This is a genomic window from Methylobacterium sp. C33D (assembly GCF_053345825.1).
This window is the reverse complement of the sequence record NZ_JBKFAV010000005.1, coordinates 1-25,904: the sequence shown is the minus strand read 5'-3', so window position 1 is coordinate 25,904 and position 25,904 is coordinate 1. Positions and strand designations below refer to the sequence as shown.

Annotated in this window: 19 protein-coding genes and 1 pseudogene; 12 read left to right on the top strand and 8 right to left on the bottom strand. The window is 72.4% G+C overall.

What is annotated here, in order from left to right; genetic code table 11:
• Nucleotide 1: 1 nt before the first annotated feature.
• Nucleotides 2–2,707, bottom strand: coding sequence for an MGH1-like glycoside hydrolase domain-containing protein (locus ACLBXO_RS04740; protein ID WP_331313754.1), 2,706 nt, complete (start codon nucleotides 2,705–2,707; stop codon nucleotides 2–4).
• Between the two features lie 350 nt (nucleotides 2,708–3,057).
• Between ACLBXO_RS04740 and ACLBXO_RS04735 the strand changes: the two genes are divergently transcribed.
• From ACLBXO_RS04735 to ACLBXO_RS04710, 6 genes are all read left to right on the top strand, one after another.
• Complete coding sequence (locus ACLBXO_RS04735) at nucleotides 3,058–4,191, top strand: branched-chain amino acid ABC transporter substrate-binding protein (RefSeq protein ID WP_331313755.1); 1,134 nt, start codon at nucleotides 3,058–3,060, stop codon at nucleotides 4,189–4,191.
• A 122-nt stretch (nucleotides 4,192–4,313) separates the two neighbouring features.
• The gene (locus ACLBXO_RS04730; RefSeq protein ID WP_331313756.1) at nucleotides 4,314–5,204 is read left to right on the top strand and encodes a LysR family transcriptional regulator; all 891 of its coding nucleotides are present in this window, start codon (nucleotides 4,314–4,316) and stop codon (nucleotides 5,202–5,204) included.
• Between the two features lie 130 nt (nucleotides 5,205–5,334).
• Entirely contained in the window at nucleotides 5,335–6,099 is a 765-nt protein-coding gene (locus ACLBXO_RS04725; RefSeq protein ID WP_091776158.1) for an HpcH/HpaI aldolase family protein, read from the top strand.
• A gap of 36 nt (nucleotides 6,100–6,135) precedes the next feature.
• Nucleotides 6,136–7,023, top strand: coding sequence for a 2-hydroxy-3-oxopropionate reductase (locus ACLBXO_RS04720; protein ID WP_331313757.1), 888 nt, complete (start codon nucleotides 6,136–6,138; stop codon nucleotides 7,021–7,023).
• A 44-nt stretch (nucleotides 7,024–7,067) separates the two neighbouring features.
• On the top strand, nucleotides 7,068–8,672 hold the full coding sequence (gene garD / locus ACLBXO_RS04715; RefSeq protein WP_331313758.1) for a galactarate dehydratase: 1,605 nt from the start codon (nucleotides 7,068–7,070) through the stop codon (nucleotides 8,670–8,672).
• A gap of 76 nt (nucleotides 8,673–8,748) precedes the next feature.
• A complete protein-coding gene (locus ACLBXO_RS04710; protein WP_447684646.1) occupies nucleotides 8,749–9,957 on the top strand; it encodes a PepSY-associated TM helix domain-containing protein in 1,209 nt (402 codons plus the stop codon).
• A gap of 64 nt (nucleotides 9,958–10,021) precedes the next feature.
• On the opposite strand, the gene ACLBXO_RS04705 is transcribed toward ACLBXO_RS04710, so the two are convergent.
• The 6 genes from ACLBXO_RS04705 to ACLBXO_RS04680 form a co-directional block, all read right to left on the bottom strand.
• Nucleotides 10,022–12,202, bottom strand: coding sequence for a TonB-dependent siderophore receptor (locus ACLBXO_RS04705; RefSeq protein ID WP_331313759.1), 2,181 nt, complete (start codon nucleotides 12,200–12,202; stop codon nucleotides 10,022–10,024).
• A 421-nt stretch (nucleotides 12,203–12,623) separates the two neighbouring features.
• Nucleotides 12,624–13,262 carry a TetR/AcrR family transcriptional regulator gene (locus tag ACLBXO_RS04700; protein WP_447684645.1) on the bottom strand — a complete coding sequence of 213 codons (639 nt, stop codon included), beginning with the start codon at nucleotides 13,260–13,262 and terminating at the stop codon, nucleotides 12,624–12,626.
• A gap of 17 nt (nucleotides 13,263–13,279) precedes the next feature.
• A complete protein-coding gene (locus ACLBXO_RS04695; RefSeq protein WP_447684644.1) occupies nucleotides 13,280–13,579 on the bottom strand; it encodes a hypothetical protein in 300 nt (99 codons plus the stop codon).
• Nucleotides 13,580–13,897: 318 nt separating this feature from the next.
• Nucleotides 13,898–15,748, bottom strand: a complete 1,851-nt coding sequence (locus tag ACLBXO_RS04690) for an NADPH-dependent assimilatory sulfite reductase hemoprotein subunit (RefSeq protein WP_331313760.1) — start codon at nucleotides 15,746–15,748, stop codon at nucleotides 13,898–13,900.
• Nucleotides 15,749–15,919: 171 nt separating this feature from the next.
• Complete coding sequence (locus ACLBXO_RS04685) at nucleotides 15,920–17,689, bottom strand: diflavin oxidoreductase (RefSeq protein WP_447684643.1); 1,770 nt, start codon at nucleotides 17,687–17,689, stop codon at nucleotides 15,920–15,922.
• Nucleotides 17,690–17,800: 111 nt separating this feature from the next.
• Complete coding sequence (locus ACLBXO_RS04680) at nucleotides 17,801–18,316, bottom strand: Lrp/AsnC family transcriptional regulator (protein WP_010686224.1); 516 nt, start codon at nucleotides 18,314–18,316, stop codon at nucleotides 17,801–17,803.
• Nucleotides 18,317–18,581: 265 nt separating this feature from the next.
• On the opposite strand from ACLBXO_RS04680, the gene ACLBXO_RS04675 reads away from it, so the two are divergent.
• The 3 genes from ACLBXO_RS04675 to cysN are packed head-to-tail and all read left to right on the top strand — an operon-like array spanning nucleotide 18,582 to nucleotide 21,795.
• A complete protein-coding gene (locus ACLBXO_RS04675; RefSeq protein WP_331313761.1) occupies nucleotides 18,582–19,433 on the top strand; it encodes a phosphoadenylyl-sulfate reductase in 852 nt (283 codons plus the stop codon).
• Nucleotides 19,430–20,389: a sulfate adenylyltransferase subunit CysD gene (cysD, locus tag ACLBXO_RS04670; RefSeq protein WP_331313763.1), complete on the top strand. Its 960-nt coding sequence runs from the start codon at nucleotides 19,430–19,432 to the stop codon at nucleotides 20,387–20,389. The genes ACLBXO_RS04675 and cysD overlap by 4 nt, the downstream gene beginning before the upstream one ends.
• Nucleotides 20,389–21,795, top strand: a complete 1,407-nt coding sequence (cysN, locus tag ACLBXO_RS04665; RefSeq protein WP_331313764.1) for a sulfate adenylyltransferase subunit CysN — start codon at nucleotides 20,389–20,391, stop codon at nucleotides 21,793–21,795. The genes cysD and cysN overlap by 1 nt, the downstream gene beginning before the upstream one ends.
• A gap of 164 nt (nucleotides 21,796–21,959) precedes the next feature.
• On the opposite strand, the gene ACLBXO_RS04660 is transcribed toward cysN, so the two are convergent.
• Nucleotides 21,960–22,994 (bottom strand): LLM class flavin-dependent oxidoreductase, encoded by a 1,035-nt coding sequence (locus tag ACLBXO_RS04660; RefSeq protein WP_331313765.1) that lies wholly within the window; start codon nucleotides 22,992–22,994, stop codon nucleotides 21,960–21,962.
• 200 nt (nucleotides 22,995–23,194) lie between these two features.
• On the opposite strand from ACLBXO_RS04660, the gene ACLBXO_RS04655 reads away from it, so the two are divergent.
• The 3 genes and pseudogenes from ACLBXO_RS04655 to ACLBXO_RS04645 all read left to right on the top strand — a co-directional run.
• Entirely contained in the window at nucleotides 23,195–24,397 is a 1,203-nt protein-coding gene (locus ACLBXO_RS04655; protein WP_331313766.1) for a pyridoxal phosphate-dependent aminotransferase, read from the top strand.
• Nucleotides 24,398–24,423: 26 nt separating this feature from the next.
• A complete protein-coding gene (locus tag ACLBXO_RS04650) occupies nucleotides 24,424–25,266 on the top strand; it encodes a DUF1932 domain-containing protein (RefSeq protein WP_447684642.1) in 843 nt (280 codons plus the stop codon).
• Between the two features lie 427 nt (nucleotides 25,267–25,693).
• Nucleotides 25,694–25,904 (top strand): annotated as a pseudogene (locus ACLBXO_RS04645) (hypothetical protein); the annotation flags it as partial.

The following is a 25,904-nucleotide window of genomic DNA, read 5'->3' as shown; positions in this document are numbered from 1 at the left end:
CCTACCGCGGGCGCGCCCGGTCGCGCAGCAGGTTGATGATGAGGGCCGTCCAGCCGGTCTGGTGGGCGGCGCCGAGCCCCCGGCCGGTATCGCCGTCGAAGAACTCGTGGAACAGCAGCGGCTCCTCGGCGCCCGGCGCCGGGGCGATCGGCGGCCGCGACCCGAACGCCGGCCGGCGACCGGTCGAGTCCTTGGTGAACAGCGCGATCAGGCGGTCCTCGAGGGCGTCCGCGATGGCGCTGAGCGTGAGCAGCGCGCCCGAGCCCGTCGGGTACTCCACCCGGAAGTCGTCGCCGTAATAGGTGTGGAACCGCCGCAGCGCCTCGACGATGAGGAAGTTCATCGGCATCCAGACCGGGCCGCGCCAGTTCGAGTTGCCGCCGAACATGTTCGAGGTGGAATCGGCCGGGTCGTACCGGACCGTGAAGGAGGCGCCGAGCTCGTTGAGCACGTAGGGCGCCTCGCGATGCACCTTCGACAGGGAGCGCACGCCGTAGGGCGAGAGGAACTCGGCCTCGTCGAGCATGCGGCGCAGGAGCGCCTTCATCCGGTGGCCGCGCAGCAGCGACAGCAGCTTGCGGTCCTTCACGCCGCCCTCGGTCCAGCGGGAGACCAGCCGCGCGAGGTGGGGCCGGTTCTCCAGCACCCAGTTCAGGCGCCGGGCGAAATCCGGCAGACGGTGGAGCACGGAGGGCTCGATCACCTCGACGGCGAAGAGCGGGACGAGGCCGACCATCGAGCGGACCCGCAAGGGCAGCATCCCGCCGCCGGGGATGTCGACCTCGTCGTAGTAGAACTCGTCGATCTCGTCCCACAGGCCGAAGCCCTGCCCGTCCGCGCCTGACCCGCCCATGTCGGTCATGGCCTCGGCGATGAGCAGGAAGTGCTCGAAGAACTTCGAGGCGGTGCTCTCGTAGACGTCGTTGTGGAGGGCGAGCTCCAGGGCGATGCGCATCATGTTGAGCGCGTACATCGCCATCCAGGCGGTGGCGTCGGCCTGGTGCACCACCCCGAAGCCCGGGGGCGGGCGCGAGCGGTCGAACACGCCGACATTGTCGAGCCCCAGGAAGCCCCCCTGGAACACGTTGCGCCCCTGCGCGTCCTTGCGGTTCACCCACCAGGAGAAGTTGATCAGGAGCTTGTGGAACACGCCTTCCAGGAAGGCGAGGTCGCCGCGCCCGCCCCGCCGGTCCCGGTCGATCTCGAACACCCGGTAGGTGGCCCAGGCGTGGACCGGCGGGTTGGCGTCGCCGAACTCCCACTCGTAGGCCGGGAGCTGGCCGTTCGGGTGCATGTACCATTCGCGGGTGAGCAGCAGGAGCTGCTTCTTGGCGAAGTCCGGGTCCAGCAGGGCGAGCGGCAGGCAGTGGAAGGCGAGGTCCCAGGCGGCGAACCAGGGGTATTCCCAGGTGTCGGGCATGGACAGCACGTCGGCCGCCGCGAAGTGGCGCCACTGGCCGTTGCGGCCGCCCGCGCGCCCCCGGGGCGGCGGCGGCTGGAGCGGGTCGCCCTCCAGCCAGCGCCGCACGTCGTAGCCGTAGAGCTGCTTCGACCAGATCAGCCCGGCGGCGGCCTGGCGGAAGATCGCGCGGGACTCCGGGCTCGCGATGCCGTCCTGCAATTCCTCGTAGAACGCGTCCGCCTCGGCCACCCGGCGGCGGACCAGGGACCCGTCGTCGACGGCCCGGGCGCGCAGGCCCGCCGACAGCCGCAGGCGGATCCGGGCGGTCTCCCCGGGCGCCAGCCGCAGCGCGTAGTGCAGGCCGAGCTTGGTGCCCGCGTCCCCGCGCACCGCCGTGCGATCGCCGCCGACGATCGCCGCGTGGAGACCGTCCTTGAACGGTCCCGCGGCGTCCGGCTGCCCGCCGTGCAGCCGGAGGTTGGTGTCGTTCTCGCAGAACAGCAGGTCCGGCGCCCCGTCGAAGGCGAGCCGGTACGGCCCGAGCCTCTCGTGGGTGCAGACCGCGCCCCCGTCGGGCGCGCGGGCGATGCGCGGGCGGGCCTGCCCGGCCTCCCACGACCACGTGTTGCGGAACCAGAGCTGCGGGACGAGGTGCAGGTCGGCGGGCTCGGGCCCCCGGTTCAGCGCGGTGATCACCGCGTGGACGTCGTCGGCGTCGGCCTTGGCGTACTCCACGGTGACGTCGAAGAACCGGTCCCCGTCGAAGACGCCCGTCTCCTCGATCTCGTACTCGGGCTGCTCCCGCCCGCGCTGCCCGTTCTCGCCGACGAGGTCCGCGTAGGGGAAGGCCGCCTGCGGGTAGCGGTACAGCATCTTCAGGTAGGCGTGGCTCGGGACCGCGTCGAGGTAGTGGTAGACCTCCTTCACGTCCTCGCCGTGGTTGCCCTCCTGGTTGGTCAGGCCGAACAGCCGCTCCTTGAGGATGCGGTCGCGCCCGTTCCAGAGGGCGAGGGCCAGGCACAGGTTGCCGCGCTCGTCGCAGATCCCGGCCAGCCCGTCCTCGCCCCAGCGATAGGCGCGCGAGCGGGCGTCCTCGTGCGTCAGGGCGGCCCAGGCGTTGCCGCAGGGGCTGTAATCCTCCCGCACGGTCCCCCATTGCCGCTCGCTGAGATAGGGGCCCCAGAGCGACCACGCCCGGTCGCCCCGGCCCTGCTCGGCGATCCGGCGGCGCTCGGCCCAGTCCACCGAGGCGTCCCGATCCGCGTCCCGACCCGCGTCCCGATCCTCGTCCGCGCGCGGCCCCATCAGCCGCGTCCCGGACGCGGGCCCGGTCGGCTGGGGCGGGAGGTGGGTCGGGGACGGGAGGCGGCCATCGGTCACGGCGGGTTGCTGCGGATCCGGCGGCCCGATGCATCATCGGCGCCATCCCGATCCGGCGGGCCCTCGGGGAGCCGCACGGCTCCGTGAGCGCCCGCCGGCCGACCGGCGCGCCCGCGCCGGTCGACATCCGGGGCCGCCCCGGAAACCTTGACCCCGGGTAAGGTGAGCGACAGGATCGCGCCCGGTGATCTGCGACTCGACGCGCGGCGATCCGCGTTGACCTAGCCGAATTCAGCGTTCGTCGGCGATTTGTCCGGCCACATCTTGGGGGAACGATGACGCGATTGCTGATGGCTAGCCTGGCCGGGCTGCTGGTCATGGCCGCGGCGCACGGTCAGGAGGGCGGCGCGCCGGTGAAGATCGGCGTCGCCGCGCCCATGACCGGGCCGAACGCGGCCTTCGGCGCCCAGATCCGCAACGGCGTGAGCCAGGCGGTCGAGGACCTCAACAGGGCCGGCACCCTGAAGGGCAGGACGCTGACCGTCACGGTCGGCGACGACGCCTCCGACCCGAAGCAGGGCGTCTCGGTGGCCAACAAGTTCGCCGGCGACGGCGTGAAGATGGTCGTCGGCGACTACAATTCCGGCGTCACGATCCCGGCCTCCGACGTCTACCTCGACGCCGGCATCATCCAGGTCACGCCGGCCTCCACGAGCGTGAAGTTCACCGAGCGCGGGATGTGGAACACGTTCCGCACCTGCAGCCGCGACGACCAGCAGGGCGCGGTGGCGGGCAGCTACCTCGCCGCGCACTTCCCGGGCAAGAAGGTCGCCTTCGTCCACGACAAGACCCCCTACGGCAGGGGGCTGGCCGACGAGACCCTGAAGACCTTCCGGGCCAAGGGCGGCAGGGAGGTGCTGTTCGAGGGCATCAACCCGGGCGAGAAGGACTACGCGGCGCTCGTCTCCAAGATGAAGTCCGCCAACGTCGACCTCGTCTATTTCGGCGGCGTGCACACCGAGGCCGGGCTGATCATCCGGCAGATGCGCGACCAGGGCCTCGCCGCCCGCATGATGAGCGGCGACGCCATCCCCGACAAGGAGTTCGTCCAGATCGCCGGCCCGGGCGCGGCCGGGACCCTGATGACCTTCGCGCCGGACGCCCGCAAGAACCCGAACGCCAGGGGCGTGGTGGCGGCGTTCAACGCCCGGGGCATCGATCCCGAGGCCTACACGCTCTACGCCTACGCGGCCGTGCAGGTCCTGGCGAAGGCGATGGCCGAGACCGGCTCCAGCGACGGCAAGAAGCTCGCGGACTGGCTGCACCGGGGCGAGCCGGTGGACACGGTGGTCGGGCCGATCGCCTACGACGGGAAGGGCGACCTCACCCGCCCCGACTACGTCATCTACGAGTGGACCGAAGGGCCGGACGGCCGGATCGACTATGCCGGGCACGAGGTCGCGCCGTAGCCCGGTCGGGCCCGGAGGCCGCCGCCTTACCTAATTGGATGAGGGCGGCGATCGCAGCGCGGCCGCCGCGGAGGCCTTATGCTCCCGCCCGACCGCGCCGCGGTCCGGGAGAGGGAGCCTTCATGTTCGACTTCAGCCAGCTCCGGTGCTTCGCCGCCGTGGCGGAGGAGCTGCATTTCGGGCGCGCGGCCGCCCGGCTGAACATGACGCAGCCGCCGCTGTCGCGGCAGATCCAGGTCCTGGAGCGCGTCCTCGACGTGCAGCTCCTGGAGCGCACCAGCCGCACGGTCCGGCTGACCGCCGCCGGCCGCAGCTTCCTGCCCGAGGCGCAGCGCATCCTGCGGCTCGCCGAGACCGCGACGCACGTCACCCGGCAGGTCGCGGCGGGCCGCGCGGGCGTCCTCAAGTTCGGCTTCACGGCGGCCTCGGCCTACGACTTCCTGCCGCGCCTCGTCACCGCGTTCCGGCGGGCGCTGCCGGACGTGACGCTCGCGCTGCGCGAGATGGTCAGCAAGGACCAGATCGAGGAGCTGCTCGCCGGCCGGATCGACGCCGCGCTGGTGCGCCCGCCGGTGACGCACCCGGACCTGATCGCCGTCCGGGCGCTGGCCGAGCCCCTGGTGGTGGCCCTGCCGGCCGGGAACCCCCTGGCCCTGCGCGACGGGCTCGCCCCCGCCGATCTCGCGCGCGAGCCGCTCATCGGCTACGCGCCCAACGAGGCGCGCTACTTCCACGACCTCGTCCTGGGCCTGCTCGCCGAGGCCGAGATCCAGCCCCCGACGGTCCAGCAGCTCACGCAGATCCACTCGATCCTGGCCCTGGTCCGGGCGGCGCTCGGCATCGCCCTGGTGCCGGCCGCCGCCGAGCGCCTGCGCTTCGAGGGCGTGGTGGTCCGCCCCCTCGTCCTGCCGGCGCCGCGCCCGGTGGAACTGCTCCTCGCGTGGCGGCGCGACGCGGACGACCCGCTCATCGCCCAGCTGGTCTCGATCGTGGCCGGGATGCCGCCCGCGTGAGCCCGCGCGGCTGATCGATGCGCGATCCGCATCGATCGATCCAGTGTTTGGCTTTGACCTCGCGGCGGAAGGCTGCGCGTGATGGGACGGACGGCGCGCAGACGCCGCGACGCCCCCAGGGAGGATCGTGATGGACAGCCTCACCAACCGCTTCAAGGCGGCCCTCGCCGAGGGGCGCCAGCAGATCGGCCTGTGGTGCAGCCTCGCGAGTCCCATCTCCACCGAGGTGGTCGCCGGCGCCGGGTTCGACTGGCTGCTCCTCGACATGGAGCACTCGGCCAACGACCTCCGGGACATCTACGCCCAGCTCCAGGCGATGATGGAGGGCGACACGCACCCGATGGTGCGGGTGCCGAGCGACGACCCGATCACCATCAAGCGGATCCTCGACGCCGGCGCCCAGTCGCTGATGATCCCCAACATCGACGACGCCGCGCAGGCCGCCCGGGTGGTCGCGGCGACGCGCTACGCGCCCCGCGGCATCCGCGGCTTCTCGCAGGCGCCCCGCGCCGCCCGGTTCGGCCGGATCAAGGACTACCACACCCGCTGCGAGGCCGAGATCTTCGTGGCGGTGCAGGTCGAGTCCCGCCGCGCCCTCGACAATCTGGACGCGATCGCCGCCGTGGAGGGCGTGGACGGCGTGTTCATCGGGCCCGGCGACCTCTCCACCAGCCTCGGCTACGTCGGCCAGCAGGGCCACCCGGAGGTGGTCTCCACCATCGAGGCGGCGGTCGCCCGGATCGTCCGGGCCGGCAAGCAGGCCGGCATCCTCACGCCGAGCGAGGAGCTGGCCCGCCGCTACATCGCGGCCGGCACCCGCTTCACCGCGGTGGGCTCCGACATGGGGCTGCTCGCCCGCAGCTCCGAGGCGCTCGCCGCCCGCTTCCGCGCCTGAGTTCCGCGCCTGAGTTCCGCAACCGGGATCGTACCCATGAACATCGGATTCATCGGCCTCGGCATCATGGGCACGCCCATGGCCGGACACCTGATCGCGGCGGGCCACAGCCTGTTCCTCAAGACCCGGCGCAGCGTGCCCGAGGCCCTGCTCGCGGCGGGCGGCACCGCCTGCGCCACCGCCGCCGCGGTCGCCGAGCGCGCCGACACGATCATCCTGATGCTGCCCGACACCCCGGACGTGGAGCAGGTCCTGTTCGGGGCGGACGGGGTCGCCGAGGGGCTCAGCCCGGGCAAGACCGTGATCGACATGAGCTCGATCGCGCCGCTGGCCACCAAGGATTTCGCCGCCCGGATCGCCGAGCGGGGCGGCGCCTATCTCGACGCGCCGGTCTCGGGCGGCGAGGTCGGGGCCAAGAACGCCGCGCTCTCGATCATGGTCGGCGGCGAGGCCGAGACCTTCGCGCGCGCCGAGCCCCTGTTCGCCGCCATGGGCAAGACCGTGACGCATGTCGGCCCGGTCGGCTCGGGGCAGGTCGCCAAGGTCGCCAACCAGATCATCGTCGCCCTGACCATCGAGGCGGTGGCCGAGGGGCTGCTCTTCGCCTCGAAGGCCGGCGCCGATCCCGCCAAGGTGCGGCAGGCGATCACCGGCGGGCTGGCCACCTCGCGGATCCTGGAGCTGCACGGCGCGCGGATGATCGAGCGGACCTTCGACCCCGGCTTCCGCATCGGCCTGCACCAGAAGGACCTGAACCTCGCCCTGGACAGCGCCCGGACGCTCGGCCTCAGCCTGCCCGCCACGGCGCTGGCGCAGCAGCTGTTCTCGGCCTGCGTGGCCCAGGGCGGCGCGGCCTGGGACCACTCCGCCCTGGTGAAGGCCCTGGAGGCCCTGGCGAACCACGCGGTCGGCGACGCCGCCTGATCCCGACAGGAGCCCGGACGGGCGCGAGACGGAAGGAGCATCCGATGCAGGCCGAGATCGAGGCCCCGACCCGCCCGCACCCGGCCGGCGCGGGGGCCGGCGGAGGAGCCGCAAGGGCCGCCGGCGACGTGCCGCGCACGATCCGCCTGAGCGACAGCGACAACGTCGCGATCGTGGTCAACGCCTTCGGGCTTCCGGCCGGCACGGTGTTCCCGGACGGGCTGGAACTCGTCGAGTTCGTGCCGCAGGGCCACAAGGTGGCGCTCACCGACATCCCGGAGGGCGGCGCGGTCCGCCGCTACGGCGAGGTGGTGGGCATCGCCACGCAGGCGATCCCGCGGGGCGCCTGGGTGGAGGAATCCCGCGTCGCGACGCCGGTCGCCCCCGCCCTCGACGCCCTGGAGATGGCCACCCGCGTGCCGGCCCCCCTGCCCCCGCTCGAGGGCTACACCTTCGAGGGCTACCGCAACCCGGACGGGTCGGTGGGCACCAAGAACATCCTGGCGATCTCGATCAGCGTGCAGTGCGTCGCCGGCACCCTCGACGTGGCGATCCGGCGGATCAAGCAGGAGCTGCTGCCGCGCTACCCCAACGTCGACGACGTGGTCGGCCTGACCCACGCCTACGGCTGCGGCGTCGCCATCAACGCCCCCGAGGCGGTGGTGCCGATCCGGACGCTCCAGAGCCTCGCGCAGAACCCGAATTTCGGCGGCGAGGTGATGGTCGTCGGCCTCGGCTGCGAGAAGCTGGTCTCGGAGCGGCTCCTGCCCGACAGCGGCGCGGCCGGCGACGGGGTGGTGCGGCTGCAGGACGAGCGCCACCGCGGCTTCTCGGCCATGATCGACAGCATCCTGGCGATGGCCGAGGCCCGCCTGGAGGTGCTGAACCGGCGCACCCGCGAGACCTGCCCGGCCTCCGATCTGGTGGTCGGCCTGCAATGCGGCGGCAGCGACGCCTTCTCGGGCGTCACCGCCAACCCGGCGCTCGGCTTCGCGGCCGACCTGCTGGTCCGCTGCGGCGCCACCGTGATGTTCTCCGAGGTGACCGAGGTGCGCGACGCGATCCACCTCCTGACCCCGCGGGCGAAGAGCCCGGAGGTCGCCGCGGCGCTGGTCCGCGAGATGGCGTGGTACGACGCCTACCTCGCCAAGGGCGAGGCCGACCGCCGGGCCAACCCGTCGCCGGGCAACAAGAAGGGCGGGCTCAACAACATCGTCGAGAAGGCGCTGGGCTCGGTCGCCAAATCGGGCACGAGCGCGATCTCCGGGGTCCTGGCGCCGGGCGAGCGCGTCCGCGAGAAGGGCCTGATCTTCGCCGCGACGCCGGCGAGCGACTTCGTTTGCGGCACGCTGCAGCTCGCCTCGGGCATCACCCTGCAGGTGTTCTCCACCGGCCGCGGCACGCCCTACGGTCTCGCACAGGCGCCGGTGATCAAGGTCGCCACCCGCACCGAGCTGGCCGAGCGCTGGTCCGACCTGATCGACCTCGATGCCGGCCGCATCGCCACCGGCGCGGCGACGAGCGAGGAGGTCGGCTGGGAGCTGTTCCACCTGATCCTCGACGTGGCGAGCGGGCGCAAGCGCCCCTGGTCGGACCGGTGGGGGCTGTTCAACGACCTGACCCTGTTCAACCCCGCGCCGATCACCTGAGACTCACCGGCGGGACGGCGTTGCGTCCCGCCGCGTCGTCAGCGTGGCCGGACTCTGCTAGGCAGCCGGCACTGCCATGACGCTGCCGATTCCCTCCCTCCGGACCCTGCTCTTCCGCCTGCACTGGGCGCTGGGCCTCACCGCCGGCCTCGTCCTCGCCCTGATGGGCCTGACCGGGGCGCTGATGAGCTACGAGGAGGCGATCACCGCCTTCGCCAACCGCGACCGGCTGACGGTCGAGGCGGCCGCGCGCCAGGCCCTGACCCCGGCGGCCCTGGCCGCCCGGATCGACGCGCAGGCGGGCGGCCGCGTCGCCAACGTGCTGACCCTGTCGGACGACCCGCGCGCGAGCGTCCACGTCCGCTTCGCCCGCGATCCCGAGACCCGCGCGCGGCCGCCCGCCGCCTACGCCGACCCCTACGACGGCGCGCTGCTCGGCCCGGTGCGGCTGGAGGGCGCCTTCACGACGGTGCGGGACCTGCACCGCTGGCTGCTGCTGCCCGGCGGGTCCAAGGGCTGGGGCCGCACGGTGACGGGCGCCTGCACCCTGGCGCTGCTGGCCTTCCTGGCGACCGGCCTCTACCTGCGCTGGCCCCGGATCCACCGCTGGCGGATCTGGCTGAAGCCGGCCCTGTCGCGGCCCGGCCGGCCGCGCTGGTGGTCGCTGCACGCCGTGGTCGGGACCTGGCTCCTGCCGGTCTACCTGGTCATCGCGCTGAGCGGCCTGACGTGGTCGTACCCGTCGTTCAAGGACGGCGCGACGCGGCTGCTCGCGGGCGCGCCGGACGCGGCCAAGACCGCCGCCCCGGGCGGGAAGGCGGCTGGGCGGCGGGCCGCCGTCGATCCCGTGGCCGGCGCCGCGGCCGTCGACCGCGCCTGGGCGGATTTCCGCGCGCGGACCGGCGCGGAGGCCGGCACGGCGGTCCTGACCCTGCCGGGCGCCGACACGAAGGCGATCCGCATCCGCTGGCTGCCGAAGGGCGTCGACGCGCCGAGCGCCCGCAACGAGGCCCGCTACGATCCCGCCACGGGCGTCCTGCTGGCCTCCGAGTTGGCCGCCGAAGCGCCCCTGGGCCGGCGCCTCCTGGACAACGTCCTGGAGGTGCATCGCGGCCGCTTCTTCGGCGACCTCGTCGCGCTGCTGTTCTGCCTCGCGGCGCTGGCCATGCCGGGTTTCGCCGCGACCGGCCTGACGCTCTACGTCCTGCGCCGCCGCGCCGGGGCCCGCCGGAGGAGCGTCGAAGCGGCCGCGCCGGCGGGCGCCGTCCGCGCGGCGAGCCCCTGACGGGGGCCTCCCGCGGGCCGTCGTTCGACGAAGGCCGCCCCGCCGCCGCGCGGGTTTCGGCCTGTCAGAGCCGCGCGGTGATCGTCGCCAGAACCGTGAACGGCGCCCCGGGGGTGTTGTTGGTCGCGTTGGTCGGCGCCTCGATGTAGCGCACGTTCGTCAGGTTGCGCATGTTCACCGACAGGCGCCAGTGGGCGTCGAAATCGTAGTACACGAGCGCGTCGAGCCGGTTGTAGGCGCCCACGGTGAAGCTGTTGTCGAGGTCGCCGTAGCGCCGGCCGACATGGGTGACGCCGAAGCCGAGCCCGAGCCCGCGCAGAGGGCCTTCCTGGAACGCGTAGGTCGACCACAGGCTGCCGCTGAACACCGGCACGCCGGTGAGCCGGTTGCCGACCGCGAAGGTCGTGTCCTTGGTGATCCGCGCGTCGATCAGGCCGACACTGCCGATGACGTTCCAGCCGGGCAGGATCTCGCCGGCCAGGTCGGCTTCGACACCCCGCGACCGCTGCTGGCCGGTGATGACCGAGAAGGTGGGATTGCGCGGGTCGGTGGCCGCGACGTTGTCCCGGACGATCTGGAAGGCGGCCGCGCTCAGGGTCAGGCCGGGCGTGAGATCGACCCGGGTGCCGGCCTCGACCTGCTCGCCCGTGCTGGGCGGGGGGTTCGCCACGTTCAGCACGCTGGCGGTCTGCGGCAGGAACGACGTGGCGTAGCTCGCGTAGAAGGTCAGCGGCTCGAACGGCCGGTAGATCAGCCCCACCCGCGGCGAGGCACCGAACAGGGTCTGCTCGGGCGGCTGGGTCCGCGAGGCCGGCTGGCGGTTGAAATAGTACTGGCTGCCGAGATCGAACCGTGCCCCGACGACGAGCTGCAGGCCCGGCGCCAGCACGATCTGGTCCTGGGCGTAGAGTCCGAACACCTCCAGCTTCTGCTTCAGGTCGGCCTGGAACTGGAGCGGCTGGAAGGCCGCGCCAAACATCGGGTTGAGGAAGCTGACCGGGGCGAGGTTGCCCTGCTGGGAGAAGGCGTGGCGGAAGCCGTTCGAGTACTCGAATCCGAGGAGCGCCGTATGGGCGAAGCCGAAGGTGTCGAACTTCATCACGGCCTCGGTCTGGCTGTCGACCGCGGCGAAGCGCGAGTTGACCGTGGCCTCCCGCCGGGTCAGCAGCGTGCCGGCATTGTTGACCGCTAGGGCACGGGCGGCGAACACGTCGAACGTACCCCATTGCCCGGCGATGACCTGCCGGAGCGTCAGGTTCTCGTTGACGTCGTGCTCGGCCCGCAGGGTGATCGTGTTGAAGGCGCCGAAGTAGCGCGAGGACGGCTCACCGTAGAACCGGCCGATATTGTCGAGAGGGACGCGGCCGCGGAAGGCCACCAGCCCCTCGTCGTACTGGGTGTTCTGGTTGGTGAATTCCGAGTTCACGTAGACCCGGGTGTCGGCGCTCGGCGTCCAGCTGAGGGCCGGCGCGACGAAGACGCGCCGGTTGGTGTCGCCGCCGTAATTGCGGAAGGTCGGATCCTCCTGGGCGGCGAAGCTGAGACGCGCGGCGAGTCCCTCGACGGCGGGCAGCGCGCTGGACACGGAGCCCTGGAAGCGCCGGAAGCCGAAGCTGCCGCCCTGCACGCTCGCGTCGGCCGTGGGCTCGAAGGTCGGCCGGCGGGTCACGATGTTGATGACGCCGCCGGGGTCTCCCCGGCCGAACAGCACGGATGCCGGCCCCTTGATCACCTCGACGCGCTCGGCATCCACGAGGTCGCGCGTCACCGGGTAGAAGTTGATGGCCGGGTCGACCAGCACGCCGTCGACGGCGAAGACCTGCGTGGAGAAGCCGCGGATCAGGTAGTTCTGCGACCGGCCCTGCACCGTGCTGCCGAGAACCACGTTGCTGACGTTGGTCACGGCATCGGTGAGCCGCAGATCCTGCTGATCGGTGATCACCGAGCGGGGCACGACGTTGATCGATTGCGGCGAGTCGCGCACCAGCGTGTCGGTGCGCGTGGCGGTCGCCGAGCGCGTCGCCCGGTAGCCGACGACGGGACCGTCGGCCCGCTCGCTGACGGGGCCCGTGCCCGCAACACTGAGTTCCGAGAGAACAACCTCGTCAGCGGCGGGCTCAGATTGCGCGCGGATCTCTGTCGGCGCAAGCAGAAGGAGCGACGTTGCGAGTCCAGTCCTGCAGAGATTCGGGCGCGACCGGCAGTATTTGATGCGATCGACGACGTCGATCCGGGCGACGGGCATGATTTAAAATCGTTCTCAAGAGCGGCGTATCGGCGCGATGACGTATTTCTAGATTGCAAACGCCGTCTTTTCTCAACGCCGATCGCGAAAGCGGCGGGTGACGCGCGCAACCGGTGCCCGGTTGTTGCGCGGAAGGCACGATTCTATGGGCAGTGCTTTGAAGTCGTTCAAAGCTACCAACTTTGGCGTGTGCGATGCTGGGCTTCGCAACCGGCTGGTCCCGGGACGGGCGCCGGAGGCAGGCCGACTCACGGCCTCGTGTCCGTCGGGCGATCGCGCGGGATCGCCCGGGAGAACGGCCGGCCCGCGTGAGGGGGGATCGCGGACCGGCCGGCGTACCGCGCGCCGGATCCGACGCGCGATGGGGACGGCGGCCGGGCCGGCGCGCCGCCGGCACGGCCCGGAGGCGCGCGGCGCCGGGTCAGCCCGCCGGGGGCCGATCCCGGGGCGCCGGGGGCGCCGGGGGCGCCAAGCGACCGTCGAGCCCGGCGTCGAGCAGCGCGTGCAACTGGGCGATCGCCGCGGCGACGTCGTAATCGGGCAGCGCGGCCCGGCCCACGACGATCCCCTTCATCAGCGGCGCGAGCAGCGCGTAGAGCGCGGCCGGGTCGCATTCCGGCGCGGTGGCGAGCAAAGCCAGGGTCGCGACGAACCAGTCGCGGCTCTCGGCCTCGGTCCGCGCCGTCATGGCGGCGATGTCCGGGTTGCGGGTCGATTCCGACCAGATCTCCACCCGCAGGGTCGCGGCCTCGCGGGTGATCGACGCGAAGTAGCGGGCAATGATGGTCCGCAGCGCCCCGCGCGGGTCGCCGCTGCCCTCCATCTCGGCGACCAGGAGCGTGCCGCGCTCGCGCTCGCGCTCCACTAGCCCGAGGACCAGGGCCTCCTTGGATTCGAAGTAGCGGTAGAAGTTGCCCGGACTCATCGAGGCCTCGCGGGCGAGGTCCTGCATGGTGGTGCGATGGAAGCCGTTGCGCGCGAAGCAGGCCTCGGCGGCGTCGAGGATGTGCGCGCGCCGGGCGGACGGGTTGCCGCGGGTCTCCGCCGCCCTGTCCGTCATCCTGTCCGCCGCGCCGGTCACGGTCCGGGCTGCGCCGCGGCCGCGACCGGCGCGACGCGGCTCTGATCCTTGACCGGGCCGGCGACGGCGCAGGATTGCGGGCCCTGATGCAGGTCCGCGCAGATCCGGGCCTGCCAGCCGTCCGGGCCGGCACCCGTCCAGTTGATCAGCGCCAGCCAGGCGAGGGCCAGGACGGCGCCGAAGGTCAGGTTGGCGGGGGTGCAGACGGTGCGGACGAGGGCGAGGGCGCCCGGGCCGCGGGCGCCGAAGCGCTCGGCATCGAGATCGGACCAGCGGCCTTCGAGGGTGAGAGCCATCGCGCGCTCCTGTTTGCCTCACCCTTGTAATGAACGTTCATTCTCATGTCAATGAACGTTCATTCTCGTCGGTGACCCTCGGGATCGCGATGCGGCCCGTCGCTGCGCGGCGCGGGCGCGTGGGTAGAGGGGGGCCGGGCCCTCGCCGGCGGTTCGGGGTGTCCCAGCGGTCGTCCGGACCGGCGGCCCGGGCTCCGGACGGGCGGCTCAGGGCGGGCGGCTCAGGGCGGGCGGCTCCGGTCGCGGCCGCGCGGGCCGCGCCGCCGCGGGCTCATCGTCCCGGCGCGTCCGGGAGCCTCCCCGGACGCGCCGCCCGGGTCAGCCGAGCGCGGCCGGCTTGAGGGCGCCGGTCCGCTCGTGGAAGTCCGGGCCGTTGGTGGTGCGGGCCACGTGGCCGGCGCGGATCAGGTAGTCGCCGAAATGCTCGCCCGGCTGCCGGCCCTTCGCGTAGTCGGCGAAGAGCGGGTCGAGGGTGTCGCGGATCTCGGAGGCTGCAACATCCTCCTTGTAGAGCTTGCTGAGCCGCGAGCCGTCATGGGCGGCGCCGAGATAGAGGTGGTAGCGTTCGGGGCCGCGGCCCACGAGGCCGATCTCGGAGATGAACGGCCGGGCGCAGCCGTTCGGGCAGCCGGTCGAGCGGATCGTGATCTCCTCCTCGGCCAGCCCGTGGGACGCGAGGCTCTCCTCCAGCTCGGTCATCAGGTCCGGCAGGTAGCGCTCGCTCTCGGCGAGTGCGAGGCCGCAGGTCGGCAGGGCCACGCAGGCCAGCGAGCTGCGCCGGAGCGCGCTGGCGCCCCGGGTCAGGCCGTACTCGTCGACCAGCGCGTCGATCTCGGCCCGCTTCTCGGCCGGGACGTTGGCGATGATGACGTTCTGGTTGCCGGTGAGGCGGAAATCGCCCTGGTGGACCTCGGCGATGCGGCGCAGGCCCGAGAGGAGCTGCGGGCCGCCGTCGATGTCCTTGATCCGGCCCGAGGGCACGTAGAGCGTCAGGTGGTGGCGGCCGTCGTCGCCCTCGACCCAGCCGTAGCGGTCGCCGTTGCCCGTGAAGGCGAAGGGCTCGGGCGCGCCGAGCGTCTTGCCGATCCGCTTCTCGACCTCGGCCCGGAAGGCGTCGAGGCCGTAGCGCTCGATCGTGTACTTGAGCCGGGCGTTCTTGCGGTTCTTGCGGTTGCCCCAGTCGCGCTGGACCGTCATCACGGCTTCCGCGACCTTCAGGGCGTCCTCGGGCTTCACGAAGCCCATCACGTCGGCGGTGCGCGGGAAGGTGTCGGGCTCGCCGTGGGTCATGCCCATGCCGCCGCCCACCGTCACGTTCCAGCCGGTGACCTGGTTCTTCTTGTCGAGGATCGCGATGAAGCCGAGGTCGTGGGCGAAGATGTCGACCTCGTTGGAGGGCGGCACCGCCACGACGGTCTTGAACTTCCGCGGCAGGTAGGTCCGGCCGTAGACCGGCTCGACCTCGGCCTCCTCCTCGCCGCCGACCACGCGCTCGCCGTCGAGCCAGATCTCGCGCCACGCGCTGGTCTTGGGCAGCAGCGAGTCGGAGATGTCCTTGGCGAGCTGGTAGGCGGCCCTGTGGGCGCCGGCCTGGGCCGGGTTCGTCGCCGCCATGACGTTGCGGTTGACGTCGCCGCAGGCCGCGATCGTGTCGAGCAGCGCGCCGTCGATCGCCGCCATCGTGCGCTTCAGGTTCGACTTGATCACGCCGTGGTACTGGAAGGTCTGGCGCGTGGTCGCGCGCAGCGCCCCGCCCGCGTAGGTCCGGGCGATGTCGTCGAGGATCAGCCACTGCTTCGGGGTGATGACGCCGCCGGCGATGCGCAGGCGGATCATGAAGCTGTAGGCCTTGTCGAGCTTCTTCTTGGTCCGCTCGGGGCGCAGGTCGCGGTCGTCCTGCAGGTACATCCCGTGGAACTTCACGAGCTGCCCGTCATCCTCCGAGATCGCCCCGGTGGCGTGCTTCAGCAGCCCGTCCGCGAGCGTCCCGCGCAGGTAGCCGCTGGCGATCTTGATGTGCTCGTTCGCCGCGAGCTGGGCCGCGCGGGCGGCCTCGGCATCGGTGATCGGCCGCGCGGTCGGCGGGGTCTCGTAGACGCGCTTGGCCGGTGCCGAAGGCGCGCTGGAGGCCGGGGTCTCGGCGGCGTCGCGGGGGCTGTGGTCGTCCATGGGGTGAATCCGTCTGTCTGAACGCGTTGCCCGCGCCTCGCATCAGGGGCGGGTGCCGAGCGGGACTGGGCCGGCTCACGGAAGGGGGCGGGATCCGCGACGGTCTCCCTCTCCCGTGCCCCATCCTGCTCCGCTGCAATCTCGATCCTGCGGCCTCGGAAGGCCGGCCTGTTAGTAAACGTCCTGCTGGTAGCGGTGGCTGCGCTCCAGCGCCGCGACCTGTGCTTCCGCGTCGGCGGCGCTCAAGGATTTGGCGGTCTCGTAGGCCTTCACCAGAGCGGCCCGCACGTCCTTGGCCATGGCCTTGGCATCGCCGCAGACGTAGAGATGCGCGCCCCCGTCCAGCCAGGAGACCAGCTCCCGCGCGTGCTGGGTGATCCGGTCCTGCACGTAGACCTTCTCCGGCTGGTCCCGCGAGAAGGCCACGTCGATCTTCGTGAGCGACCCGTCCTCCAGGGCGTCCTGCCACTCGAGCTGGTACAGGAAGTCGTGGGTGAAGTGCCGGTCGCCGAAGAACAGCCACGACCGCCCGGGGGCTTCCACGGCCCGGCGCTCCTGCACGAAGGCCCGGAACGGCGCGACGCCGGTGCCCGGCCCGACCATGATGATGTCGGTGGCCGGATCCTGCGGCAGGCGGAAGTGGCGGTTCGGCTTCAGCCGCACCCGCAGCTTGGCGCCGTCGCGGATCCGGTCGGCGACGTGGACCGAGGCGACGCCCGCGCGGGCCCGGCCGTGGGTCTCGTAGCGCACCGCAGCGATGGCGAGGTGGACCTCGTCGCCCACCTCCTTGCGCGAGGAGGCGATCGAGTAGGCCCGCGGCGGCAGCGGCCGGGTGATGGTGCCGATGTGCTCGGCCGTGAGCTTGGCCGGGTAGGTCTCCAGCAGGTCGATCAGGTGCCGGCCCTCGATCCAGGCCTTGGCCTCGCCGCTGTCGACGAGTTTCTGCGCGTCCGCGTGGCCGGTGGCCTTCACGAACCGCTCGATCGTGGCGGCCGACAGCGTGGTGATGTCCCGCTCGGCGAGCAGGGCCCCGCGCAGGGCCTCGTCGCCCGCGAGACCCGCGGCGTTCAGGATCTCGTCCACCAGCTGCGGGTCGTTCTCGGGGAAGATCTCCAGCGAATCGCCCGGCTCGTAGGCCGGCGCGCCGTCCTCGAAGGCCAGCGCGAGGTGGATCGTCTCCTTGTCGGAGCGCGAGGAGTTGAGGTTCACGTGCTCGACGACCTCGACCACCAGGGGCTCGCGGCTCGGCTCGGCCTCGTCGTCCTCGCCGGCCCCGGCGCGGGCGAAGTCCACCGCCACGACGTTGTCGGGCTGCTCGGCCGGGGCGAGCGCCTTCAGCGCGCCCTTGATCCAGTCGGCGGCCGGCTTCTCGAAGTCGAGGTCGAGGTCGGCGCGCTCGGCCATGCGCTTGCCGCCCAGGGCCTCGAAGCGCGCGTCCAGCGCCTTCCCGATGGCGCAGAACTCCGCGTAGGAGGTGTCGCCGAGCGACAGCACCGCGAACTCGACGCCGTCGAGGCGCGGGGCGCCCTCCCCCATCAGCTCGCCGTAGGCCCGCACGGCCCGGGCCGGCGGCTCGCCCTCGCCCCAGGTGGCCGCGATCGCGATCAGCTTGCCGGCCTTGGGCAGGGTCGCGAGGTCGAGATCGGCGAAATCCACGACCTTCGGCTTGAAGCCCTGCTTGCGCGCGAGCTTGGCGACGTTGCCGGCGAGCGCCTCGGAATTCCCCGACTCGCTGGCGTAGATCACCGTCAGCGGCGCGGCGGCCTTGGGCGGGGCGGCCGGCACCGCGGCCGGCTGCCCGCCCGCGGCGTCGAGCCCGGCCAGGAAGCCGGCGAGCCACGCGCGCTGCGTGGGGCTCGCGGTGCCGAGCACCGCGTCGAGGCTGGCGCGCTCGCCGTCCCCGAACGGGGCGGTGCGCGGGAGGAGATTCTGGCGGGACATTACGGGACCATGTCGGGGCCGGCGCGGCCGGTGTCAATCGAGAAACGTTCTTTTTGCAGAACGGGCGGAGTTTAGGAGATCACGTTCGCTGCGCTGCGAAAAAAGAGAACATCATTCTCCAACCACGGCGAGGACGGGGGCAGTCCCCGGCAGGTGCCGCCCGTTCTTGGGCGGCGCCGGCAGCGGCAGGGCCGTGGTGGACTTCACCTTCTCCATGGCGAAGCGGGAGGTGACGTTCTTGAGCGGCAGCACCGCGATGAGGTGCTTGTAGAAGCTGTCATAGGCCTGCATGTCGGCGACGACGACCCGCAGCATGTAGTCCACGTCGCCGGCCATCCGGTAGAACTCGAGCACCTCCGGCATGGCCGAGACGGTTGCGGCGAAGCGCTGCAGCCACTCCTGGGAATGGTCCGCGGTCTCGATGGAGACGAACACGGTCAGCCCGAGGCCGAGCTTCACCGGATCGAGCACCGCGACGCGCCGGTCGATGACCCCGTCGGCCTCGAGCTTCTGGATGCGCTTCCAGCACGGGGTCTGCGACAGGCCCACGCGCTCGCCGATCGCCGCGATGGAGAGCGTGGCGTCCGTCTGCAGCAGGGCGAGAATCTTCAGATCGATCGCGTCCAAAGCTGTCTCCGTGGGCTTCCGCCGCCCGCGAGGCGCGAGCGCATATACGTGTCTACCGGCACCGGTGAGAAGAATCTTTTACCTCGGGCCCATGCTGCCCGCGCCGGGAGCTGTGCGCAACCGCACGCCGAACCGCGGGTCCGACCCGGTCGAGCGCGCCGGGGCGCCTTGACTTCGTTCGGTATAGCGAACATTTCGACCGTCCGACAACAGGCACGGCGCTGGCCGTGGCCTTTCCACCACGCGAACCCCGGGACATGGCGCGATGACCCGTCCGGACCGACAGACGGCCGACTCCCTCGCGGAGCGGCTGTCCGGGCTCGACCTTCCAGGCCGCCTCCACCTGATCGCCACCGAGATCCCCGGCCGCCTCGTCTTCACGACGAGCCTCGGGGTCGAGGACCAGGCGCTCACCCACGCCCTGGCCATGGCCAGGCTCGCCGAGGGGCTCGCCGACGGGCGCGTCGAGATCGTCACCCTCGATACCGGCCGTCTCTTCGCCGAGACCTACGACACCTGGACCGAGACCGAATCGGCCTACGGCATCCGGATCACCGCCTACGCGCCCGAGCGCGCGGCCGCGGAGGATTTCGTTCGGACCGAGGGCATCAACGGCTTCCGGCGGTCGGTCGCGGCGCGCCAGGCCTGCTGCGGCTTCCGCAAGGTCGAGCCGCTGGGCCGCGCGCTCGCAGGCGCGAGCGGCTGGCTCACCGGGCTGCGGGCCGGCCAGTCGGCCAACCGCGCCGAGACGCCGCTCGCCGCGTTCGACGCCGCGCGCGGCCTGATCAAGCTGAACCCGCTGGCCGACTGGTCGCGCGAGCAGGTCGATCGCTTCGTGCGCGACAATTTCGTGCCCTACAACGTCCTGCACGATCGCGGCTTCCCGTCGATCGGCTGCGCCCCCTGCACCCGGGCCGTGAAGCTCGGCGAGCCCGAGCGCGCCGGCCGCTGGTGGTGGGAGCAGGAAGACAAGAAGGAATGCGGCCTGCACGTCGGACGCCCCGGCGCGTCGGTGCAGCCCGGCCAGGAACCCGCGATCCTCGAGCCCGCCGCCTTCGAGCCTCCTTTCGAGGCTACCCCGAATCAGACCGCCCGCCAGCCGGAGTTCGCCCGATGAACGCCGCCCTCGCCGCCGCCGTGCAGCCGAGCGCCCCCGCGTCCGCACAGACCGCCGACCGCCTCAGCCACCTCAAGCGGCTGGAGGCCGAGGCCATCCACATCTTCCGGGAGACGGTCGCCGAGACCGAGAACCCGGTGATGCTCTACTCGATCGGCAAGGATTCCTCGGTCCTGCTGCACCTGGCGCTGAAGGCCTTCGCGCCCGGGCGGCTGCCGTTCCCGCTGCTCCACGTCGACACGACGTGGAAGTTCCGCGAGATGATCGCCTTCCGCGACGCCCGCGCCAAGGAACTCGGCCTCGACCTCCTGGTCCACACCAACCCGGACGGGCTCGCCCGCGGCGTCGGCCCTGTGAGCCACGGCTCGGAGGTCCACACCGACGTGATGAAGACGCAGGCCCTGCGGCAGGCGCTCGACCAGCACAAGTTCGACGCGGCCTTCGGCGGCGCCCGCCGCGACGAGGAGGCGAGCCGCGCCAAGGAGCGGATCATCTCGCTCCGGACCGCGCAGCACCGCTGGGACCCGAAGCGCCAGCGCGCCGAGCCCTGGCACCTCTACAATCTCAAGAAGAAGCGCGGCGAGTCCCTGCGGGTCTTCCCGCTGTCGAACTGGACCGAACTCGACATCTGGCTCTACATCGAGCAGGAGAACATTCCGATCGTGCCGCTCTACTTCGCCAAGGAGCGGCCGGTCGTGGAGCGCGACGGCCAGCTGATCATGGTCGACGACGAGCGCCTGCCGCTCGCGCCCGGCGAGACCCCGCAGCAGCGCCTCGTCCGCTTCCGCACGCTCGGCTGCTACCCGCTGACCGGCGCGGTGGAGAGCGACGCCGCGACGCTGCCCGAGATCATCGGCGAGACGCTCGCCGCCCGCACCTCGGAGCGCCAGGGCCGGGTGATCGACAAGGACGGGGCCGGCGCCATGGAGCGCAAGAAGCAGGAGGGCTATTTCTGATGACGCTCCACCAGGCTCCCACGGCCTTCACCGACCGGGCCTCCGGCTACGCGGCGTTCCTGACCGCCCACCGCAACAAGGCGGTGCTGCGCTTCATCGCCTGCGGCTCGGTGGATGACGGCAAGTCGACCCTGATCGGGCGGCTCCTGCACGACACCAAGCAGATCTTCGACGACCAGATCTCGGCGCTGCAGCGGGATTCGCGCAAGCACGGGACCCAGGGGCAGGAGATGGACCTCGCCCTGCTGGTGGACGGTCTCCAGGCCGAGCGCGAGCAGGGCATCACCATCGACGTCGCCTACCGGTTCTTCTCCACCGACAAGCGCTCCTTCATCGTGGCCGACACCCCCGGCCACGAGCAGTACACCCGCAACATGGCCACCGGCGCCTCGACGGCGGACGTGGCGGTGATCCTGGTCGACGCCCGCCAGGGCCTGACCCGGCAGACCCGGCGCCACGCGCTGCTCGTCTCGAATCTCGGGATCCGCCGAGTCGTGCTGGCGGTGAACAAGATGGACCTCGCCGGCTGGGCGCAGGGCACCTTCGACGGCATCGTGGCGGGCTTCTCGGACTTCGCCCGGGGGCTGAATTTCGCTGAGGTCAAGGCGATCCCGCTCTCGGCCAAGAACGGCGACAACGTCGTCGAGCCGGGTATCGCGGCGCCCTGGTACACGGGTGGTCCGCTGCTCACCTACCTGGAGACCGTGCCGGTCCGCGCCGAGGCGCTCAACGCGCCGTTCCGGATGGCGGTGCAGTGGGTCAACCGGCCCAATTCCGAGTTCCGCGGCTACAGCGGCCGGATCGCCAGCGGCCGGGTGCGCCCGGGCGACTCGGTGACGGTCCAGCCCTCCGGCCGGACCTCCACGGTGGCGCGGATCTACACCGCCGACGGCGACCTGCCCGAGGCCGGCGAGGACGAGTCGGTGACGCTGGTGCTCGCCGACCAGATCGACGCCTCCCGCGGTCAGGTGATCGTGGCCACCGACGCGCCGATGCGGGTCACCGAGACCCTCGACGCGCGCCTGTTCTGGGCGGCCGAGACCGATCTGAGCCCGGGCGCGAGCCTGTTCGCCAAGATCGGCACCGCCACCGTCACCGCGACCGTGGAGCGGATCGTCTCGCGCATCGACCCCGAGACCGGCAAGCCCGGCCCGGCCGAGCGCCTGTCGGCCAACGACATCGCGGACGTGGCGCTCCGCCTCGACCGGCCGGTGGCGGTGGACGCCTACGCGGAGAACCGCGAGACCGGCAGCCTGATCCTGATCGACCGCGAGACCACCGACACGGCGGCCCTCGGACTGGTCCTGGCGCCGAAGGCGGGGGCCGCGCAGGCGGCGACGCCCGGCGCCAAGCCCGCGGACGGGGGCGGGTTCCTCGCCCGCCTCGGGCGCCTGTTCGGGCGCTGAAATCCGCGTTCCAAAAGGTCCGGGACCTTTCGCGGGTGCAGGGCAGAGCCCTGCGAAACGGGTTGCGGGCACCCGGGAGGGGGTTCATGACCCGTTCGTCGGGGTTTCACCCCGACACCCCCCCTTGGGGCTGAGCCCATCGGGAACCCTGACATCTCCCGGTGTCAGGCCGCCTGTGAGGCGGCGCCGAGCCCCCAGGCCCGCGCCAGCAGCGCGTAGGAGTCGTGCCGCGCCGCCTGGTCGGGGATGGCCGAGACGATCATCAGCTCGTCGGCCTGCGTGCGCTGGACCATCTCGGCGAGCCGGGCCCGCAGGGTCTCGGGGCCGCCCACGTGCAGGCGGTCGCGGCCGCGCTCGATCTGCATCCGCTCGCCGTCGGAATACGGGTAGGCCAGCGCCTCGGCGAGGCTCGGCAGCGGCCGGTACTCGCCGCGCTCCCGCCGCAGAGTCGCCAGCCGCGCGCTGGAGGCGAGCCGCTCGGCCTCCGCGTCCGTGGCGGCGCAGACCGCCGCCACAGCCAGGACCGCGTGGGGCTTCGCGCCGAGCCGCGTCGGCCGGAACCGGTTCCGGTAGTCGAGCATCGGCGGCTCCGCGGGCATCCCGGAGAAGTGCTGCGCGAAGCCGAAGCCGCAGCCGATCTCGGCGGCGAGCCGGGCGCTGTAGTCGGAGGAGCCGAGCAGGAAGATCGGCGGCAGCGGCACCCCCGCCGGGCTCGCCGCGATCCGCGCGAACGGGTGCCCCTCCGGGAAGCCGCCGTCCCAGAACAGCAATTCCTGCAGGCGGTCGAGGAAATCGTCCCCGCCCCCGTGGCCGCCCTCTCCCGGCGCTTCCCGGCGGCGCAGCGCCCGCGCGGTGATTCCGTCCGTGCCGGGCGCGCGGCCGAGACCCAGGTCGATCCGGCCGGGGAACAGGGCCTCCAGCACCCGGAAGCGCTCGGCCACCATCAGCGGCGCGTGGTTCGGCAGCATGATCCCGCCGGAACCGACCCGCAGGGTGCGGGTCGCGGCGGCGATCTGGCCGATCATGATCTCGGGGGCCGGGCTCGCCACGTTGGGCAGCGCGTGGTGCTCGGCGAGCCAGTAGCGCCGGTAGCCGAGGTTATCGACGTGGCGGGCGAGCGCCAGGGTGTCGTGCAGGGCCTGCGCCGGGGTCGAATCGGCGCTGACGAAGGAGAGGTCGAGGACGGAGAGCGGGGTCATGGGCAGGATCTGGTAACGACGATCCCGCAAAGCGAGGGCGGCCGCGCAGGCGAGCCCTGCACGGCGCGCCGGGCGCGCGCGTCGACTGCGTGCTGCGCACCGCCTTGCCGGCTCAGCGTCCCGGGCCTAGGGTCCGCCGCGCCGCGAAACGGGCGGCGCTCGGGCACCCTCGCCCCTGACAATCCGGAGCACCGCACGCCATGGCTCTCCTCGCCGACGTCCTCTCGCGGGTGAAGCCGTCCGCGACCATCGTGATGACCCAGAAGGCCCGGGACCTGAAGGCCTCCGGCGTCGACGTCATCAGCCTGTCGGTGGGCGAGCCGGATTTCGATACGCCCGAGCACATCAAGCAGGCGGCGATCGCGGCGATCCACCGCAACGAGACCCGCTACCCGCCGGTCTCCGGCATCGTGCCCCTGCGCGAGGCGATCGTGCGCAAGTTCAAGCGCGAGAACGGGCTCGACTACGCGGTCTCGCAGACCATCGTGGGCACCGGCGGCAAGCAGGTGCTGTACAACGCGTTCCTGGCCACGCTGAACCCCGGCGACGAGGTGGTGATCCCCCGCCCCTACTGGGTGTCCTACCCGGAGATGGTCGGGCTGTGCGGCGGCACGCCGGTCTTCGCCGACACCGACATGGCCACCGGCTTCAAGCTCCAGCCGGAAGAGCTCGACCGGGTGCTGACCCCGAAGACCAAGTGGATCGTCCTCAACTCGCCCTCGAACCCGTCGGGCGCGGCCTATTCCCGCGCCGAGATGAAGGCGCTCACCGACGTGCTGCTCCGCTACCCGGACGTCCACATCCTCACCGACGACATCTACGAGCACCTGACCTACGGCGACTTCGAGTTCGTCACGCCGGCCCAGGTCGAGCCGCAGCTCATCGAGCGGACGCTGACCATGAACGGCGTCTCGAAGGGCTACGCCATGACCGGCTGGCGCATCGGCTACGCGGCCGGGCCGGAGAAGCTCATCAAGGCGATGGATTTCGTGCAGGGCCAGCAGACCTCCGGCGCCAGCACGATCGCGCAATGGGCCGCGGTCGCCGCCCTGGACGGGCCGCAGGACCACCTCGCCACGTTCCGGGCCGCCTTCCAGGGCCGGCGCGACCTCGTCGTGTCGATGCTCAACCAGACCAACGGGCTGACCTGCCCGACGCCGGAGGGCGCGTTCTACGTCTACCCGTCCTGCGCGGCGCTGATCGGCAAGAAGACGGAAGCCGGCAAGACCATCGAGACCGACGAGGACTTCGTCATGGAGCTGCTCCAGGCCGAGGGCGTGGCGGCGGTCCACGGCTCGGCCTTCGGCCTCGGCCCGAACCTGCGCATCTCCTACGCGACCTCGAACGCGGTGCTGGAGGAGGCCTGCCGGCGCATCCAGCGCTTCTGCGGCTCGCTGCGGTAGCGATCCCCAGGGTCCCGGAGGGTCCCGTGCCCACGATCGCGGTGATCGCCCCGGGCGCCATGGGCAGCGCCGTCGGGGCCCGGCTCGCCGGGCACGGCGCCCGGGTGCTGACCTCCCTGGACGGGCGCGGGCCCGCGAGCCGCGCCCGGGCCGCGGCCGCCGGCATGGCGCATGCCGGGGACGGCGAGCTGGCCGCCGCCGACCTCCTTCTCGCGATCGTGCCCCCCGCCGACGCGGAGGCGCTCGCCCGCCGGCTCGCGCCCGCCCTCGCGGCGGCCCCGCGCAAGCCGGTCTACATCGACGCCAACGCCGTCAGCCCGGAGACGGTCGGGCGCATCGCCGCGATCGTCGCGTCCGCCGGCGCGCCGTTCCTCGACGGCGCGATCCTGGGCCTGCCGCCGCAGCCCGGCGCCAAGGGGCCGCGCGTCTACGTCTCGGGCGCCGAGACGGCCCCGGCCCTGGTCCTGCGCGACCTCGGCCTCGACCTGCGCGTCTGTCCCGGTGATATCGGCGCCGCCTCCAGCCTCAAGATGAGCTATGCCGGCCTCAACAAAGGCCTGACGGCGCTCGCCGCTCTCGTCATCGGCGCCGCGGCGCGCGCCGGCGCCGGCGCGGCGCTGCTGGCCGAACTCGCCGAGAACGAGCCGGCGCTGCTGGCCCGGTTCGCCAGGGGCCTGCCCGACATGGCGCCGAAGGCCTGTCGCTGGGCACCCGAGATGGAGGAGATCGCCGGGTTCCTCGGGCCCGACGCGGCCGGGCGGCAGGTCTTCTCCGGCTACGCCGCGCTCTACCGCCGCCTCGCCGCCGAGGACGGTGCGGACGAGATCGCCGCGCTGATGCGCTTCGCCGCGGCCGCGGCGGAGCGCTGATCGCCGCGGGCCCCCGGAAACGGTCCCGCCTCTGTTGCCGGCTCGGCTGTCACCCTCTACACGGGCTGTCCCCAGCGGCCGATGCGCCTGAAGGTTTCGCGAGCCCGCTCGGGCCTGCATGGCGGCGGGGTCGGCAGTGACGGGGCGGTCCGGACCAGTTCTCTGGGCCGTTCCTGTGAGGCTCAGTGGGCCGAGTCGCTGCAGGAGTGTCGGGAGCGCGGGGAACAGGAACCGCGGGTCCGGCGCATGGCCCACATGATTTCCCGCCGGATTCCGCCCGCGAGACGGGTCGCGGGCGCGGGTCCCTGACCCGTTCCGGGACAGGGGCGCCCGGGGCCGTTGCGGCTTCGTTCACGCTCCGGAGCGATGATGCGTCCGGGCCGGGGATCCGGTTCCGCGTAACCGCGTTCTCTCGGGCCTGACGACCATGCGAGCCCTGCTCACCAGCGGCATCAAGGCGATCCTCGGCATCGCCGCGCTCTCCACCGCCGCGCACTGGACCCTCCGGGTGCAGCGCGAGTCCGCCGCGCCCGCGGTCGCGACGGCGAGCCTCGCCGAGCCCGCCGCGACCGGCTCCATCGAGCCGCGCCGGGTCGAGCGGGCCGCCGCGCTGGCGCCCGCGCCGGTCCCCGCGGCGG